The sequence below is a fragment of the Bacillus cereus group sp. BfR-BA-01492 genome (assembly GCF_022662815.1).
Classification (GTDB): Bacteria; Bacillota; Bacilli; order Bacillales; family Bacillaceae_G; genus Bacillus_A; species Bacillus_A cereus_BD.
Map to the genome: position 1 here is coordinate 160,555 of NZ_JAKUEH010000006.1, position 17,357 is coordinate 177,911.

Here is a 17,357-nt window from a genome sequence, read left to right on the forward strand (position 1 = left end):
GTAGATCATATCTACTACTTTTTTATGTCTTCGTGCAGTTTTTCTGTATATGTTTTTACATCTCTCCAGCTATCCTTCGCTACATTCAAATCTTCTTTAATAAAATGAAACTCTTCAGGGCTAATTCCTTTTACATTTTGCAATAAGTTATTATATTTTGCCCCCACTGTATACCATTGATTTGAAATATTTTGTAGTGCTGTAATTGCGGCATCTACAGTTTCTGTCATATTTGTTGTTTTATTTTTCACATCTGTTAAAATGGCAATCTCTGCTTGTACTCCAGAAATTTTTGTTTTTATATTCGCAATTTCTCGCTCAGCATTTGCAATATCTTTTTTAGCCACAGCGATCATCGGTCCACCTGCAAGACAGGTAAGTAAAGCTACACAAAGTACACCTCCAGCTATGACCCTATCATTGCTCTTTTTTATAGAATCATTATACGTCTGAATTTGTTGCTCTAGCGCTGGAATCCCGGCATTTGTACTTGCTAAAATCGCAGTTAATTGATTTACATCATTTTTAAAGCGATTTGTATCTTTCACCATTCTCTCACGAAACGCTTTTAACTCCCGTAATAAAGCATCTACTTCTTTTTGATTATGTAAAATGTTCGTATACAATGTTTCTAAATTCGCTTTTAATGTGTCACGATCTTTCTGATCAACTGCCAATAGCATGCTGTTGTATTGTGCTTGAAAAATAGTATGAAAATCGATAATATTTTGATCCACTTTCATAATTTGTGGTTTCATTTGATTAATCCAATCTGTTGCATTCATTTTTGCATCTCTTTGATGCTGGATCATATCTCTTCTTACATCATCATGAATGGAGCTTATTTTATGTAAATCTGTTTCTTGTTGATTAAGAATTAATTTCGCATACGAATCCATTGCAAAAATGCTTGATGTTGTTTGCGCCATTACCTCTTGAAAGCCTGCTGGACCAAGAGAGTAATTTCCTGCACCTTTTTGTTCTTCAGCAACAGAATGCAGAGGAAATGCATTATTGATTGCGACTCCAACAATCATGAAAGATAACAGACATTTTTTATAGAAATGCTTATACATACTTTTCCCCTATTCTTTATTGCACACATTATAAATTCTTATATAAAACTATATAAATTAAAAGAATATCATGCTTTTTCCGTATCTACTACTTGAATATCTTCAGCATAAATTTTCTCTGCATAATCTTTAATGTTTTTCCAGCTATCTTTCGCAATACTAAGATCTTCTTTAATAAATACAAGATCTTCAGAACTAATAGAATCTACATTTTGAAGTAATGAATTATATTTCGATCCCATTGTATACCACTGATTTGAAATATTTTGCAACGCTGTAATTGCAGTATCAATTGTATTTGTTAAATATTCTGTTTGCATTTTAATATTTGTTAACCCTGCTACTTCTAATTGTGCGGTAGTAATTTTACCTGTTATTTTTTGAATTTCTGCCTGTGCATTGTCAAGTTCTTTTTTCGCTAAAACAATTCCCGTTGAACCTCCACCTACTGCTGCTGTACCACCTGCGATTAGTGCAACTCCTAACGGCGTTCCCGCTCCAGTAGCGATGACAACTGTACCACCTATAATCGCAATTGGGCCTAAAGCTGTTGCCACAGATGAACCAATAATAAGTGCATTATACTTACTCATCGCCTCACTGTATGTTGTAATTTGACTCTGCAACAGCGGAATTCCTGCGTCTTGACTAGTTAAAATAGATGTAATTTGATTTGCATCCGTTTTGAAGTTTTGTGTATCTGTTGTCATTTTATTCCGAAATCTTTTCAAATCTTCTACTAACTTGTCAACTTGTTCTTTATTTTCTGTAATACTATTAGACAACCTTGTTAGTCCCTTTGTAAGAGTTACTTTATCTTTCATATCTACAGCTTTCACTAGAGTATCATAATAATTTTGGAATTTCGTATTATAATTAATGATATTTTGATTTGTAGAAATAAGCTGTGGTTTCAATGCATCTAACCACTGTTTTGCATTACCTCGCGCTGTATTTTGATGCTGAATCATTTTCGCTCTTAAAGAAGCATCAATCGTTGTTACATTTCCAAAACTAACATTTCCTTGTTTTATTATTGTTAAAGCATATAAATCCATTACTAAAGCATTCGAACCAGTGCGTTCCATTGCATCTTTTAATCCTTCTGGACCTAATGAATACTCTTCATATTCATTATATGCTTTCGCCACTGCATGCACTGGAACTGATTTCACATTTTCTGCTGCAAAAGTATGCGCCGGCATCATATTTCCTGCTGCAAACACTACCATAAATGCTGATAAAGCCATTACTTTAGAAGGTTTTTTATTCATTTTCTTTCTCTCCCTGCTCATTCAATATGTATGCTCTTTTCATGAATGTACTTCGACGTTTGTAATGTAATCTTCAAATTGACTCGTTTGTTTTTTTATTTCATCACTAGATTTCTTTAGTTGATGGAAATGCTTTTGAAGCAAACTACCGTTTGTATATGTTCCAGAGTCAATATTTGTTTTGATTTGGATCATATTTTGATTCAATACTTTCCAATCATTTAATACATATTCTAAAGTTGTAATTTGTCGATCAACGAGCTCTGTAAAGCTACTTACTTGATCTTCAACAAAAGTAATTTCTGTTACCTCTGCTTCCGTTTGTGCTAATTTTTGAATTAGTGGTAGTAACTCTTTTTGCTTTTGTTGAATCCGTAAGGCCACCTCTCTCGTGTGACTATCCGCAGCATTTACAATTTCATCGCTTAAAGAATCGATTGAAACAAAGTCTATCGTTTTTGTTTGCGCTGTTTGATTTGTTATTGTAAATACTTTTTTCCCTATATGAATAGACCCTTTGACGATTTCTTGTGGTCTATTTAAAATATCGCTAAGGTCTATTTGAATTTCTTCTTGCATTCTTTTTATATCTGCTCTTATCTTAACAATATCTCCATTTGACCCTTGCAATGATTGAATAGCCTCATCAGCCTTTTGAGATAAACTTTGGCTATCTTTCGTTAACAGTGTTTTAAACCTATTTAACTCAAACAATGTTTGTTCCATAGTATCCTGAATTGTTTGTACCTGCCCTTGAAGTTTTCCATAGGCATTTGTAAAATCGACCGTTGCTTGTTCATCCTTATTTACTTTTTCCGCTAATCCATATAATTTGTTGTAATAACTATTAAATCTTATACTATATCTCATGATTTCCTGATTTAAATCAATTAACTTTGGATTGTATTCATCAATCCATTCTCGAACATTTGCCTTTGCAAACTTTTGATGATTCGTTAAACTACTCATAGCGCTCACCTTAATATCCGGTTGCTGCAAAATAATCAATCCATATGCTTGTATAAGCGGGGACTGCGATCCTAACATTCTAATTGAATTTGAAAATGTACTTGGAGTCATTACATTTTGTGCATACATTGGCTTTATTCCAGATTGCCCCTCTTCATAGTAAGCGTTTACATCAGTAAACCAACTTGTAGATACTGCTGTAACCAATAACCCCGCAATTAAAGTCTTTTTCACTTTAATTCCTCCTAATATATAAGTTAACAATTTATTTTTTATACAGATTCAGTTGTTATCCTTCATAAATAGATACGACTAACATTCATCCCTTATACTCTCTTCCTATTTACTAAATTGACAATACAACATAAACTTGAATTTACTAAAAACCTTAGAAAAATGGGTCCATTCACACATTGCATATATTACATAAAAATATTATTCATTTTTAGTAAAATCATAGAAAACAATCTTTTGTTTTACATTCAAGTTCTGTACTGTAAAATCATTTAAACACAGCGATTTATTAACGTAAAGAACTATTTTATTCCCCTTTATTTCCAATGGTTTATGTCCTTATTTCAAAATAAAGTAATCAAGATTTTTTAATTTGAAATATCTATGCATAATAGTAAAAATTCTTGTTTCCCCACAAGAGATAGTGTTATATTAAAATAATTATTTTATAGATATGTAATTGTGCATAGTCTCTTCTGTTTTATAAAATTAAAAAAGGAGTTGTCCCAAAAGCTCCTTTAAATGAACAAAACCCAGGGAGAAAATGCATTTTCTCTCTGGGTTTTGTTATTTTTTGCTTTTCTTCCTCAAACAAGCAGTTTTGTTTCGCCTGCTTAAGGCAATTGTGGGCTATGTAGTTTTGTTTTAATAAGAGTTGAACGAAAGCGATTAGTGGTTCGAAAATCCGGCATTTGTTGCCCAGATCACCACATCATTTTTTGGGAGGGAGAACTACGCCTCCCCTTGATAGCGAGAAAAGAATAGATCATCACTGACTTGTTCTATCATCTCGTGGATGACTCTTGCCACATGATTTTCAGGAACTAAGTCGCCTCTACTTTCGTATTTTTGTTGGTTTGGTCGCTTACAATTATACAGGATGAGGCGATTTTTTGCGTGAAAAATAAAAGGGCTGCCTATAAGTCGGTTTCACCGACTTATAGGCAGCTACTAAAAAAAGATTATCCTAGTTTCACTTGATTTTCTGCTTCAATTTTTTCTAGTGCAGCAACAACTTGTTCTTCTGTTAATTCATGTTCTTTTACATAGCGATTTCGTGGATGAACGCGGCATTCATGAGAACATGCACGTAAATATTTTGCTTCGTTTTCTTCTGAACATAAAATTTGCTTGTTACATTCTGGATTTGCACAATTTACATAACGCTCACATGGCTCGTTTGTAAAATGATCTCTTCCCACAATAACATGTTCTTTTTGGTTTACTGGAACAGCGATACGCTCATCAAATACGTAACATTGTCCGTCCCATAGTTCACCTTGAACCTCAGGATCTTTACCATATGTGACAATTCCACCATGAAGCTGACTTACATCTTCAAATCCTTCTCGTACTAACCAACCGGAAAATTTTTCGCAACGAATTCCGCCTGTACAATACGTTAAAATCTTTTTCCCCTCAAGTACTTCCTTATTTTCTTTAATCCAATTTGGTAATTCACGGAATGATTTAATCTCTGGTTTGATTGCACCTCTAAAATGCCCTAAATCATATTCATAATCATTTCGTGCATCAATTACAACTGTCTCTTCTTGTTGCATTGCTTCATAAAACTCTTTTGGTTCTAAATATTTTCCCGTTATCTCTTTTGGATTAATATCATCTTCTAAGCGAAGCGTAACAAGTTCTGAGCGAGGACGCACATGCATTTTCTTGAAAGCATGCTCATCTGCTTCATCTACTTTAAAAACGATTCCAGCAAAACGTGGATCGTTCTTCATTGCTTCCATATATTTTTCCGTTTGCTCAGTAGTACCTGAAGCCGTTCCATTAATCCCCTCTTTTGCGACAAGAATTCTTCCTTTTAATTCAAGTGAATTACAAAATTGTAAGTGCTCCGCTGCAAATTCTTCAGGGTTTTCAATTGTTGTATACATGTAATACAGTAACACTCTATATGATTTTGTCATTGTCAATGTATTTCTACCACCTATCTAAATTTTAAAATCACGTGTATAAGTTAACGATTATATCGAAACATATAATAATAAGAGAATGTATGCCAAGTTGTATATACATCATTTTCTTCTATTTATACTTTTCCATAAGTTAACAAAAAAACAAGATTACATACAAAACACTATGGTTATGTTGTAATCCTAATATATTATATAACATACAATTTAGTTTCCAGCAATTTATATGCTATAAGGCTTATTTTACAAAGAGAAAAGTCTTTTTTCCATTCCAAATTATAGGTTATTTCCTTTACTATCCAAAATATTTAGCGGTTCATTCTATATACATCGTCTTTCTTTATTTTTGTTACATAGTGATTTCTTTCTTCATGATTGCACACACTTTATTGTATATGGTCATATAGTTTGCATTAAGGAAACATTTATGTTCAAATAAAATTACCGAAAACATTTAAATGTATTGAAATCCTTAATAAGAATCCATACAATAGTTTCATTAAGTTAAGAAATAAAGGGGTAAACCACTATGAATAATAATATAACAAAAGAGAAAAACATCCCTTCGCAAAGTACAACTAGTCAATCTGCTCATCTTGCTTTAAGTGGTGAAACAAAAGGGCTAAAAAGACTGCTCCCTTTTCTTGGTCCTGCCTTTATCGCTTCTGTTGCTTATATTGATCCTGGAAACTTTGCGACAAATATTGCAGCTGGGTCACAATATGGTTATTTATTACTTTGGGTCATTCTCGCTTCTAATTTAATGGCAGTTTTAATCCAGTCTCTCTCGGCAAAACTCGGAATTGCGACTGGTAAAAACCTTCCTGAGGTAGCACGCGAGCATTTTCCAAAACCAGTTTCAATCGGTTTATGGATACAAGGTGAGCTCGTTATTATGGCTACTGATTTAGCCGAGTTTATCGGGGCTGCTTTAGGTTTATATTTATTATTTGGCATTCCCATGCTACCAGCCGCGTTCATTACAGCAGCTGGATCGTTTATTATACTCGAATTTCAGCGCCGCGGCTTTAGACCATTAGAGGCTATCATTACAGGGATGGTCTTTATCGTTGTTGTTGCATTTGGTGTACAAGTATTTTATGCAAAACCAGAGCTAAGCCCTCTTCTGTCAGGACTATTTATCCCAAAATTCCAAGGTGTAGATAGTATTTTACTGGCATCTGGTATTTTAGGGGCAACAGTAATGCCGCATGCCATCTACTTACATTCTGCTTTAACACAGCGCCGCGTTGTAGGAACAACAGATGAACAACGCAAACAAATTTTCCGCTTTGAGTTCATCGATATTATGATTGCTATGGTAATCGCTGGAGCAATTAATGCAAGTATGCTCATTGTAGCTGCGGCGCTTTTCTTTAAAAATGGATTGCACGTTGAAGATTTAGATGTCGCTTTTAGAGAATTTGGTAACTTAGCGGGACCGATATCCGCCAGTCTTTTTGGAGTTGGATTGTTAGCTGCAGGCTTATCTAGTTCTTCTGTCGGGACAATGTCTGGTGACATTATTATGCAAGGGTTTATCCGAATGCACATCCCTTTATATTTACGACGATTTATTACAATGGTTCCACCACTTGTTATTATCGCCTTAGGGGTAAATCCAACATACGCTCTCGTTATGAGTCAAGTTGTATTATCATTTGGAATTGCTTTTGCACTTGTCCCACTTATTATATTTACAAGCAGTAAAAAAATTATGGGAGCACTTTCCAACCATCCAATAACGACTGTAATGGCTTGGATTATTGCCGCTCTCGTTATCGCCTTAAATATTTTCTTACTGTATCAAACATTTACAGGTCAATAGAAAAAAGGTCTCATCAAATATAGATGAGATCTTTTTTCTTTTTTCTTCTTTCCTGCTCTCTTTTCACCAAAATTAGAGAGGCAACGGAGTAATAATGTCCCCTACTGGAACATCTTTTCCACGCTCTATTCGAACGCCACCTTTTGGCGCTGCAGGCCCTTGAATCCCTCGAAAATATAAAGGAAGTCCTTCCGTTAGAAATATACTTGTTTTCGATGGATCTTGCCGCTGATGATGTATATGTAAATGGGGTTCACTAGAATTTCCAGAATTCCCAACATTCGCAACGACTGTACCTTCTTTTATATGTTGGCCTTTCTTCACTCGTACGGATCCTTTCTTCAAATGAGCTAGTACTAAATATGTTCCTGTTTCATCTAAACGTATATATATGTGATTCCCAACCATAGAATTAGAATCATCCGCTCCTAGTTTTAAGTCAAATTCATCATTTTGAATGGATACAACTGTACCAGAAGCTGGGGCTAGTACATCTGCTCCATATATACCGTAATCTTCTAAGTTTGAATGTTTCATCCCAGCTGGCATCATCAGTAAATCATATGCCCAGCGCTGATTTGGCGCGATAGCATGATAGTTTGTCTCAATTTCATTCCCACCCCATCCAACTATTGCAGTTTGACTAAGCGGGAAACGAACCGTTACTTTCGGATTTGTTGAATGGGTATCTACTGGATACGCAATTTGTCCGATTCCTCCAAACCAACATACCGGCCAAGCTCCAATAATGGCTAAAATAAAAATAGAAATAATCGTTTTATGTACCTTTCGTTTACAAAATACATTTCGCACAATGATACTACCTGAAATACTTAAAATAATGAGTGAAAACAAACTAAATAGTTGCATCCCCCACCAAGAGATGACAGAGATAACACCACTAGCAAAATAAATGAAAATCCAACCTGTACTTAAAGTAACAAATAAAATGGCAAGTATGATTTTCTTCCACATAATATATCCTCCACTTCTATATCTTCATTTGTTATGATATAAAGCAAAGTTTAAAATAGATGAAAGAAAAACTTACAACTTTCTTACGATTCTCTTTTATATGCTGGTAGGAAAATCGTAAATATCGTTTCCTCATTACTACTACTTACAGTGATATCTCCTTCATGAATATGAGCAACACTTTTCGCAATGGCAAGTCCCATTCCTTTTCCACCAGTATAAGAGTTTCGCGATTTTTCTCCACGATAAAATTTTTCAAACACATATGGAATGTCTTTTTTTGAAATGGGTTGTCCATCATTCTTAATTTTTATTTCGATTTCCTTTTGATTTTGTATAATTTGAATCCTTATTTTTCCGCCAAACTTTCCATACGCGATTCCATTACTAATGATATTTTGTATTAAACGTATTATTAAATTTACATCTGCTTGAACTTGTACGTGATTATTCTTACATTCAATAACAAAATCCATCTGTTTCTCATCTAATTGTGGAATAAAATCAATTATAATTTGTTCTACTAATGCTTTCACTTCTATTATTTCCTTATGTAATCGTATTTCTCGATAATTTATTTGACAATATTCTAGTAACTCATCTATTTGATTCTTTAATTCATAACTTTTTCGTTTTAAAACTGTGACATATTGATCGCATTCCTCTATATTCGAATGCAATTTATTTTCCACTAAATCAACATAACCAATTAAAGATGTTACAGGTGTTCGTAAGTCATGAGAAAGATTATGAATCATTTCATTTTTCATCTCTTGTGATCGTATTTCTTTCTCAATGGATTTCTTTAAACTTCCTACCATCCGGTTAATATTTGCTGCTAATTCTCCAACCTCATCCTGTTTCAATGTTGGTATATGTACTTCTAAATTCCCCTTACTTATTTCTTTCACACCTAGATTCAGCTGTTCCAATCTTTTCATCATATTCTTTGATAATAGTAGAAACCATAGCGAAGTAAGGATGAGGAAAATAACAAAATAAACAAAAGAATACGCTTCTTCAAATCTCTTCGCATCCATATATATATTTGAAATTGCACTTTGAAATACGATTATGCATAGAGTTGAAAATAAAATACTACTTATAAAAATAAGAAAGAATTTTATTCTAATTCCTTTTAATAATTTAATCTTCAATTGTATATCCAACTCCCCAAACATTTTTTATAAATTTCGATTCTTTCGGATTTTGTTCTATTTTATTTCTTAGCCTTGCAATATGAACCATGACAGTATTATTACTTTCATGTGCTCTTTCTTTCCACACCATTTCGTATATTTCTTCTAATGTAAATACTCGATTCTGATGATTGGCCATCAAATATAAAATGTCATATTCCGTTTTTGTAAGATAAATTAACTTTCCATAAAGCCTCACTTTTCTAGATTGTTGATCGATTTCTAAACCTCTAATTTGAATTTTATGTTCATGTCCTTCACTTGGCACTTGATTGAAATAAGTGTATCTTCTTATTTGTGCCTTCGCACGTGCTACAAGTTCAATCGTACTGAACGGTTTCACAAGATAATCATCCGCTCCTGTACTTAATCCAATAACCTTATCTATATCTGTTGATTTCGCACTTAAGAACATAACAGGTATATTTTGTCGCTCTCTTATTCTTCGGCAAACTTCTATTCCATCCATAGAAGGCATCATAATGTCTAAAATCACTAATTGAACATCATTTGTATCGATTATCTTTAATGCCTCTATTCCATTATAAGCCGTTAAAACTTGAAATCCTTCTTGTTTCAAATGCACCTCAATGAATTGAACAATATCCGCATCATCATCTACAATTAAAATAAATTGTTGTCTCATATTCCAGCCTCTTTAATCTTTTTAGAAATATATTCCACAAAAACTATTTTAACATGTTTTCTTTTCCATAAGTTTTTTCAGTCTCTTTACATTTTCATTCCATATTTTAGAGAGTGAAAACAAACATATCTTTCATCAGAAAACTCACAAACGCGGCAGAGTTGTTACCAAATATCTTGAACTCAAAAAATTCTAGTTATCAAAAAGTAAGTTTCTTTACATTCGAGAAAATGAGAGCAATAAAAAAGAGTAAAGCACTTTTAACTCCAGCACTCTACTCTTTCTTGTAGCAAATCTCTATTATTTTTTATTTACATAGGCGAATTTATACGTATATATGCCACCGAATTGATGTTCTTCAATGCCTTTTACATATTCTTTTTGCATATATGCAGAACCTTTATAATAAAGAGGTGCCACAGCTGCATCTTCCAATACGATTCGTTCCGCTAGTTGCAAGGCTTCCCATCTTTTCTTTGAATCTAATACAATATCATATTTAGCCTGCTTAATTAGGTTATCGTAATCGAGATTAGAATATTGCATCCGATTATTCGGACTATCTGTCGTAAATAATTCCAAATAATTAATTGGATCCTTATAATCAGGCCCCCATACGACCATTGAAATATCGTATTGTCCAGTTTGCTCTAATTGTAATTTTTGTTTGAATGGTTGCTGTTTAATTTGTAATGTTAAACCGCTTAAATGTTTTTCTAACTCTCCTTTTATATACTCCGCTATACGTTTTGCATTATCCTGCTCAAATGTCAGAAATTCTATCGTAACCTTTTCAGTACCAAGCTCTTTTTTCGCTTCACTCCAAAGTTCCTTTGCTTTTTCAACATCATAACCTGCGATATCTCCATTTTCCTTCCGAAAATCTTTTTTAGTTACTTCATTTTCATATCCGCTAGGAATTAAACCATAGGCAGGAACAGCACCATTATTGATAAAATGATTTACCATTTCTTCTTTATTTATGGCAAATGAAATGGCCTGGCGAACTTTTTTGTTTGCTAGTAATGCATGTCCTTCATGAAAGCGAAGCATAGCGATCGCTGATTCACTTGACATGTGTAACTCTTGGTTATTTTTGTAACGATCTACAAAGGTAGAATTAATAGGTGCTCGATCAAGTACGCCAGATTCATACAAATTGACAGCTGTCGCTGTATCTTTTACAATGTGAAAATTTATTTCGTCTAATTTCACTTTTTCTTTATCCCAATATGTGTCGTTTCTCTTCAACTGAAACTCTTGCTCATGCTTCCATTCCTCTAGTACAAATGCTCCATTATAAATAAGATGGCTAGATTCTAACCCATAACGTTCCCCTTGTTCTTTCACAAATGGTTCATGCTGCGGTAAATAAATCGGCAATGTTAACAATTGTAGAAAATAAGGAACAGGCCTATTTAATTGTACCTCTAATGTGTAATCATCTAACGCTTTCGCTCCCAGTTGATCTACATGTAATCCACCTTTATTTATTTCTTTTGCATTTTTCATGTCAAATAACATGTAAGCATAGGGTGAGGCTGTGTCAGAGGCTAATGTTCGCTTCCAAGAAAAAATGAAATCATGTGCAGTTACCGATTCACCATTGGACCATTTTGCATTTTTGCGCAAATGAAATGTATATTTCTTACCATCTTCGCTTTTCTCAAATGACTCGGCAACACCAGGAATCGGTTTATCATCACGATCTAATACATATAATCCTTCAAATATATTTTGCATTACATGTGCCGATGTGCCATCCATTGCTTTCGCTACATCAAGAGATGGAATTTCTTCTGCTATCGTTACGTTTAACACTTGTTTTGGAGCTTCTTTATGTATTTTATCCTCGCTTTTATTACAAGCTGCTAAAATAAAAAATGTCATAATGGTAAGCATAAGTAAGCGACTCTTTTCTTGCTTCATGAATTATTCTCCTTACATTCAATCATTATTATAAAACGCTCTTTATTATAGCAGAAAGTTTACTGAAAAAGTGTTACACCTCCATGAATATTTGTCCTTTTATCAATTTAAAAATGCTATTTTTTCGATTTCACGAAAAAATAGCATTCTGTATAAACATTCTTATACGAATTACATTTTCAAACCGTGCTTATAACGTCTAGCCTCAAAAATGATTTTCTCTTCATCTAATGTTTTGCACTCGCCGTTCCACATAATTTGTTTTCCATTGATGACAACATCAGACACATCTTTTCCACTTGCTGCATAAACAAGGTGGGATAATACCTCTTCAGCTGGTTGCAAGTGAGGCTTGTTTGCTGGATCAATCGTAATAAAATCAGCACACTTTCCTCTTTCAATAGAACCTGTATGTTTCATCCCAATTACTTCTGCTGCTCCTTTTGTTGCGAGTGAAAGAGCCGTTTCAACTGGTAATGCAGTTGCATCTTGATGAATTCCTTTTTGTAATAAAGTTGCAATACGCATTTCTTCAAACATATCTAAATTATTGTTAGATGCCACGCTATCAGTTGCAATCCCTACTTTAATACCCGCTTCTAGCATTGCTTTCACATTTGCAATTCCAGACCCAAGCTTTAAATTACTATTCGGATTATGCGCTACACGCACATCATGTTCTGCTAAGAAAGCGCGCTCCTTTTCATTTAGCACAACACCATGCGCAATGACTGTTGGCCTTTTAAATAAACCGCAGCTCGCTATATATTCTACAGGGCGTTTCCCATACTGCTTTTCAGTATCCTGTACTTCGCGCTCTGTTTCTGAAAGATGAATATGAACCATTGTATTGTTTTCCGTTGCAATTCTTGCACACTCTTCTAACATTTCTGTAGAACATGTATATGGACTATGAGGTGCAACCATCGTTGTTAACATATCATGTTCACGATGATATCGTTTCACATATTTCTCTGCTTCTTGAATTGCTTTTTTCTCATCTTCTTTTGTACCAAAACTAAATAACGTTCTTGAAACTGCTGCACGCATTCCACTATTACGAACCGTTTCCATAATCGCATCTTGATCGATACCAATTGGGTTAAACATATCAGAAAAGGTCGTTGTCCCACTTTTCACCATTTCTAACAAACCAAGTTCTGTACTCGCAACGGCAAGTTCTGGAGTGAATTGACGTTCAAGAGGCCAAATTCTCGTTTCAAGCCACGGTTGTAATAACATATCATCCCCGATGCCGCGCAAAAGACTCATTACAACATGAGTATGTGTATTCACAAGACCTGGCAATAACCATTTTCCTTTTAAATCAATGACCTCATCCACTTGATCGTGTTTAGAAAAGTCTCCATGTTGCACTTCTATAATTGTATGATTTTCTACAATGATATATCCATTTTCAAATACTTCATTTTGTTCATTGAGCGTCACAATTGCAGCGCTTACATAAGCTGTTTTCAAAAATATTTCCCCTCTCGATTCTTTAAAATATCATTCCACTTCAATAAGTTACCACCATTATAGTAACTCACTTAATTTAAAGAGTCAAAAGTTTCTTGTATTCCCTACATACATTTTGTTTTAACGCATTATATTGTGTTCTATTTGTATCCGCAAACGCTTCTTCTCTACTTGAAATCGTATCCTCATAAATGATTTCCTCCTTAAATTGCGCTGCTGTAAAATCATATCTCCTGCCATCTATCACATTATAAAAATGCCAATCTTCACCGAATCTCGTCTTCTTTATTTCCCCATCAAAGAAATCGTTTACTACAAGTGCTGTTACACCGTATTGTCCTTTCGCTAGATTTCTTTCTGACCATTTTGAGCTCGTTTCAAGTGACCACGATTTCATGAGCACTTTATATATTTCCTCCCATGTTAACTCTTCCATTTCATCATCCCCCATATATAAACCGCTTTATACATCATACTGTAAAAGAGGTAAACTCCGACCTTTCAATACTGTTGAAGGCGTTTCTCCAATTAACTTTGCTCCCATTTTCATATAATATCCTTTTGCATTTGGATCGCTCTCAATGATAAAGCATGTTATCCCTAATTCAATTGCTTTTTCTACAACAGCTTTCCATAACATTTTTCCATACCCTTTCCCCTTGTAATGCGGATGTAAATAGAGAAAATCAAGAACATCTCTATCTTTACGTATAAATGAGAAAAAACCAATTTTTACTCCCTCATTTTCTAAAACATAAACATAATTGATTTTTATATATGCTTCCGTAATTGTTAAGTCTTCCTTACAAGCTGCTAGAAATTGTACACTATAGTCCCACGTTGCCTTTGAACGAAGCGCGAGTTTACTTAGTTCATTTGCTTCTTCTAATATTGCTTCTCGAATGATCATCAATCGTTCTCCTTTCATGTAAACTACTAATCTATAACCATTCTTTATATCATAATATATATATAAACAAAAAGATCCCACTTATATTTCAGTGAGAGCTTTTCTTACGCAGTATGTTCATTTAACCAGGAGATTACATCTTGAAAAACTTCTTCCCGATTTACTTCATGAAACATTTCGTGTCTCCCGTTTTCATATAAGCGAAGTGTTACATCTTTTATACCACATTTTTTATATGCATCATATACTTCTTTTACACCTTTCCCCATATTCCCTACTGGATCACGATCTCCAGAAAAAATATGGATAGGCAGATCTTTAGGCGTTTTCTCATATTCCTTTAATTTATTCACTTCAAGTACACCTTTAAATAGTTCACGATAAAAACTTGTTGAGCAAATAAATCCGCACAATGGATCTTCTATATATTTATCAACTTGACTTGTATCGGAAGATAACCAATCAAACTTTGTTCGATTTGGTTTAAAATGCGAGTTAAAATTTCCGAACGATAAAAAGTTTAACATCGGGCTTTTCGTTTTTGTACCGCGAAGCTTCATTTCAATCGTTGCTATTTTATGACCTATTATCCCTAACACCCCTGGGTTTCCGCCTGTCCCAGAAATAAGAAAACCATCATATAATTCGCCGCGAAGTTGCACAGCACGTCTAGATAAAAACGAGCCCATACTATGTCCCAATAAAAAAAGTGGACATATTTGCTCCTTCCGAATAAACTCCGATACAAAGATAATATCAGAAACAGCTTCATCCCAGCCTACTTCTGGTTCAAAGTGCCCATAATCATCTTCTCTCTTTACTGTCTTTCCATGTCCCTTATGATCATGAGCATAAACACCATATCCAGCTTGTATGAATGCCTCGACACATTCTGTATAGACCCCTGCATGTTCTGTCATGCCATGAGCAATTTGTATAATGCCTCGAAGCTCGTTTTCTGGTAGCCACTTGCGTAAATAAATTTCAGATCCATCTGACACCGTAACGAAGCTTTCTTGTAATTTCATTGTGATCGCCCCCTAAATCTCTTCCACATACATCATAAAATGAATGAGTATTCATAATTCTTATTATGTATTATATGTAATTCTCTCTCCCCTGACAAACACTTCCTGTTTGATGTACTTTTTAATATGAACACCTCTTACTATGATTCTTTTAACAAATGAATGGATAAATGTATTGACATATAAATATTAAAAATATATAGTTACTTACATAAAGTAACTATATATTTTTAGGAGGTTCATTTATGATGCCATCATTATTTTTAGCTCATGGTTCACCCATGCTTGCGATTCAAGATACAGATTATACATGTTTTCTAAAAACACTTGGCGAAACATATACACCGAAAGCAATTGTTATATTTACAGCTCATTGGGAAAGTGAAATATTAACAATTTCATCCTCTGATGATGAATATGAAACGATTTACGATTTTGGAGGATTCCCTCCCGAATTATACGAAATCAAATATAAAGCAAAAGGTTCTTCTGCCATCGCATCATTATTAGAAGCAAAATTTAAAAATAAAGGGATTCCTGTGCGAAAAGATCTAACTCGCGGATTAGACCACGGTTCATGGACGCTACTTCACCGTATGTATCCAAAAGCTGATATACCTGTTATTCAAATTTCCGTGCATCCATTCCTTCCAGCAAAAGAACAACTTGAAATTGGACAAGCTATCAAAGGACTCGGTCAAGAAGATATTTTAGTAATTGGTAGCGGGGTTACGGTTCATAACTTACGAGCACTGAAATGGGGCCAAACAGAACCTGAAAAATGGGCAATAGAGTTCGATGATTGGATCATTCATCATGTAGAAAAAAATGATACCAATTCTTTATTCCATTGGGAAACGAATGCTCCTCATGCACACTTAGCCGTTCCAAGACCGGAACATTTTGTCCCTCTTTTCATCGCTATGGGTAGCGGAGATACGAAAGGAAAAGTCATTCATCGTAGCTATGAACTTGGAACATTAAGCTATCTTTGCTTTCAGTTTTAATTTATCCCGTTATTTTAAGGCAGTAACAGCCTGATTCGTAAAGGCTCATAATCAGTAGGGGGAAGAACCCCCTCACTGATTAAAGATTCACTTTATATTAGAGAAAGTGAACTACTCGCGGATTAGCAATACTGAAAGCAAAATCTTCTCCGTTCTGCGACGAAAGTGGATTATACCTTTCACATACTTGAGGAAGAATGCTCTTGAAAATTTCGTCGAAAGTTTTATTTTAAACTATTGATTTTTTACTAGAGTTTGCTTAAAATGTAATTGTCAAACAATAGATGGTAATGCTATTTTTACATTCTTTGTTATGGAAATGTAGACATGTTAGTAACATTCCATATAAAAAAATTCATAACTAGAAAGTTAAAGGTATTAAAAAAATCTATTGCCGACAAAATCTTTCAAATCAGATAGATCTAAACATAAGTTCCTTCCAAATATCAACTTATTATGATGATACTTTGTGTTCTGAGTAAACCATGGTAAATAAAAATCCTCCTAAACAACAACTTGGTTAGCTTTATGATAATTTTACATTCTCTTAAATGAATTATCGCTTTATTACCATCTTTGTTTGAGTTATATATTCCCGTTAACAGAACGAACGATAACAGTTCTGTTAACGGAGTTCGATACAGAAAAAGCACATCACATATTTATGGAGATGTGCTTTTTCTAATGTCCTAAAATTCGATTCTTATAAAGTGAAACTTTAATCAGTGGGGGTTTTCTTCATCCCCCACTGATTATGAGCCCTCACCAATCGGGCTGTTACGGGCAGCCCTACTCCCACCTATCTTCCTTGCTTCTTTCTGAATCTTGAGGTGGGAATCTTACTGCCCGTTAATGCGGGATAAACT

At 34.2% G+C, this 17,357-nt stretch carries 14 protein-coding genes; 2 read left to right on the forward strand and 12 right to left on the reverse strand.

Annotation, left to right across the window (positions count from 1 at the left end; all coding sequences use genetic code 11):
* Positions 1-14: 14 nt before the first annotated feature.
* The 4 genes from nheC to trhO form a co-directional block, all read right to left on the reverse strand.
* Positions 15-1,076, reverse strand: coding sequence for a non-hemolytic enterotoxin subunit C (gene nheC / locus MR063_RS10325; protein ID WP_242197279.1), 1,062 nt, complete (start codon positions 1,074-1,076; stop codon positions 15-17).
* 68 nt (positions 1,077-1,144) lie between these two features.
* A complete protein-coding gene (nheB, locus tag MR063_RS10330) occupies positions 1,145-2,350 on the reverse strand; it encodes a non-hemolytic enterotoxin subunit B (RefSeq protein ID WP_242197283.1) in 1,206 nt (401 codons plus the stop codon).
* A gap of 39 nt (positions 2,351-2,389) precedes the next feature.
* The gene (gene nheA, locus MR063_RS10335; protein WP_242197286.1) at positions 2,390-3,553 is read right to left on the reverse strand and encodes a non-hemolytic enterotoxin subunit A; all 1,164 of its coding nucleotides are present in this window, start codon (positions 3,551-3,553) and stop codon (positions 2,390-2,392) included.
* Positions 3,554-4,515: 962 nt separating this feature from the next.
* The gene (trhO, locus tag MR063_RS10340; protein WP_242197288.1) at positions 4,516-5,490 is read right to left on the reverse strand and encodes an oxygen-dependent tRNA uridine(34) hydroxylase TrhO; all 975 of its coding nucleotides are present in this window, start codon (positions 5,488-5,490) and stop codon (positions 4,516-4,518) included.
* A gap of 529 nt (positions 5,491-6,019) precedes the next feature.
* Here trhO and MR063_RS10345 point away from each other — a divergent pair.
* On the forward strand, positions 6,020-7,318 hold the full coding sequence (locus MR063_RS10345; protein ID WP_242197291.1) for an Nramp family divalent metal transporter: 1,299 nt from the start codon (positions 6,020-6,022) through the stop codon (positions 7,316-7,318).
* 72 nt (positions 7,319-7,390) lie between these two features.
* Here MR063_RS10345 and MR063_RS10350 read toward each other — a convergent pair whose 3' ends face one another.
* From MR063_RS10350 to MR063_RS10385, 8 genes are all read right to left on the reverse strand, one after another.
* A complete protein-coding gene (locus tag MR063_RS10350) occupies positions 7,391-8,293 on the reverse strand; it encodes a M23 family metallopeptidase (RefSeq protein WP_242197294.1) in 903 nt (300 codons plus the stop codon).
* 83 nt (positions 8,294-8,376) lie between these two features.
* Positions 8,377-9,474: a sensor histidine kinase gene (locus MR063_RS10355; RefSeq protein WP_242197296.1), complete on the reverse strand. Its 1,098-nt coding sequence runs from the start codon at positions 9,472-9,474 to the stop codon at positions 8,377-8,379.
* The gene (locus MR063_RS10360) at positions 9,440-10,138 is read right to left on the reverse strand and encodes a response regulator transcription factor (RefSeq protein ID WP_242197299.1); all 699 of its coding nucleotides are present in this window, start codon (positions 10,136-10,138) and stop codon (positions 9,440-9,442) included. The genes MR063_RS10355 and MR063_RS10360 overlap by 35 nt, the downstream gene beginning before the upstream one ends.
* Before the next feature lie 300 nt (positions 10,139-10,438).
* Complete coding sequence (locus MR063_RS10365) at positions 10,439-12,067, reverse strand: peptide ABC transporter substrate-binding protein (protein WP_242197302.1); 1,629 nt, start codon at positions 12,065-12,067, stop codon at positions 10,439-10,441.
* 171 nt (positions 12,068-12,238) lie between these two features.
* Positions 12,239-13,546, reverse strand: a complete 1,308-nt coding sequence (locus MR063_RS10370) for a bifunctional S-methyl-5'-thioadenosine deaminase/S-adenosylhomocysteine deaminase (protein ID WP_242197305.1) — start codon at positions 13,544-13,546, stop codon at positions 12,239-12,241.
* A gap of 76 nt (positions 13,547-13,622) precedes the next feature.
* Positions 13,623-13,982, reverse strand: a complete 360-nt coding sequence (locus MR063_RS10375) for a YunG family protein (protein WP_242197308.1) — start codon at positions 13,980-13,982, stop codon at positions 13,623-13,625.
* A gap of 27 nt (positions 13,983-14,009) precedes the next feature.
* Positions 14,010-14,456, reverse strand: coding sequence for a GNAT family N-acetyltransferase (locus MR063_RS10380; RefSeq protein WP_242197311.1), 447 nt, complete (start codon positions 14,454-14,456; stop codon positions 14,010-14,012).
* Between the two features lie 104 nt (positions 14,457-14,560).
* Entirely contained in the window at positions 14,561-15,484 is a 924-nt protein-coding gene (locus tag MR063_RS10385) for an alpha/beta fold hydrolase (protein ID WP_242197313.1), read from the reverse strand.
* A gap of 245 nt (positions 15,485-15,729) precedes the next feature.
* Here MR063_RS10385 and MR063_RS10390 point away from each other — a divergent pair, with 245 nt between their 5' ends.
* On the forward strand, positions 15,730-16,491 hold the full coding sequence (locus MR063_RS10390) for a DODA-type extradiol aromatic ring-opening family dioxygenase (RefSeq protein ID WP_242197317.1): 762 nt from the start codon (positions 15,730-15,732) through the stop codon (positions 16,489-16,491).
* Positions 16,492-17,357 lie beyond the last annotated feature (866 nt).

Coding starts and splice junctions, on each gene's coding strand:
- MR063_RS10365 (WP_242197302.1), bottom strand. CDS start 12,067: ATGAAGCAAGAAAAGAGTCGCTTACTTATGCTTACCATTATGACATTT.
- nheB (WP_242197283.1), bottom strand. CDS start 2,350: ATGAATAAAAAACCTTCTAAAGTAATGGCTTTATCAGCATTTATGGTA.
- MR063_RS10345 (WP_242197291.1), top strand. CDS start 6,020: ATGAATAATAATATAACAAAAGAGAAAAACATCCCTTCGCAAAGTACA.
- MR063_RS10380 (WP_242197311.1), bottom strand. CDS start 14,456: ATGATCATTCGAGAAGCAATATTAGAAGAAGCAAATGAACTAAGTAAA.
- nheC (WP_242197279.1), bottom strand. CDS start 1,076: ATGTATAAGCATTTCTATAAAAAATGTCTGTTATCTTTCATGATTGTT.
- MR063_RS10355 (WP_242197296.1), bottom strand. CDS start 9,474: ATGTTTGGGGAGTTGGATATACAATTGAAGATTAAATTATTAAAAGGA.
- MR063_RS10360 (WP_242197299.1), bottom strand. CDS start 10,138: ATGAGACAACAATTTATTTTAATTGTAGATGATGATGCGGATATTGTT.
- MR063_RS10350 (WP_242197294.1), bottom strand. CDS start 8,293: ATGTGGAAGAAAATCATACTTGCCATTTTATTTGTTACTTTAAGTACA.
- MR063_RS10385 (WP_242197313.1), bottom strand. CDS start 15,484: ATGAAATTACAAGAAAGCTTCGTTACGGTGTCAGATGGATCTGAAATT.
- MR063_RS10375 (WP_242197308.1), bottom strand. CDS start 13,982: ATGGAAGAGTTAACATGGGAGGAAATATATAAAGTGCTCATGAAATCG.
- MR063_RS10390 (WP_242197317.1), top strand. CDS start 15,730: ATGATGCCATCATTATTTTTAGCTCATGGTTCACCCATGCTTGCGATT.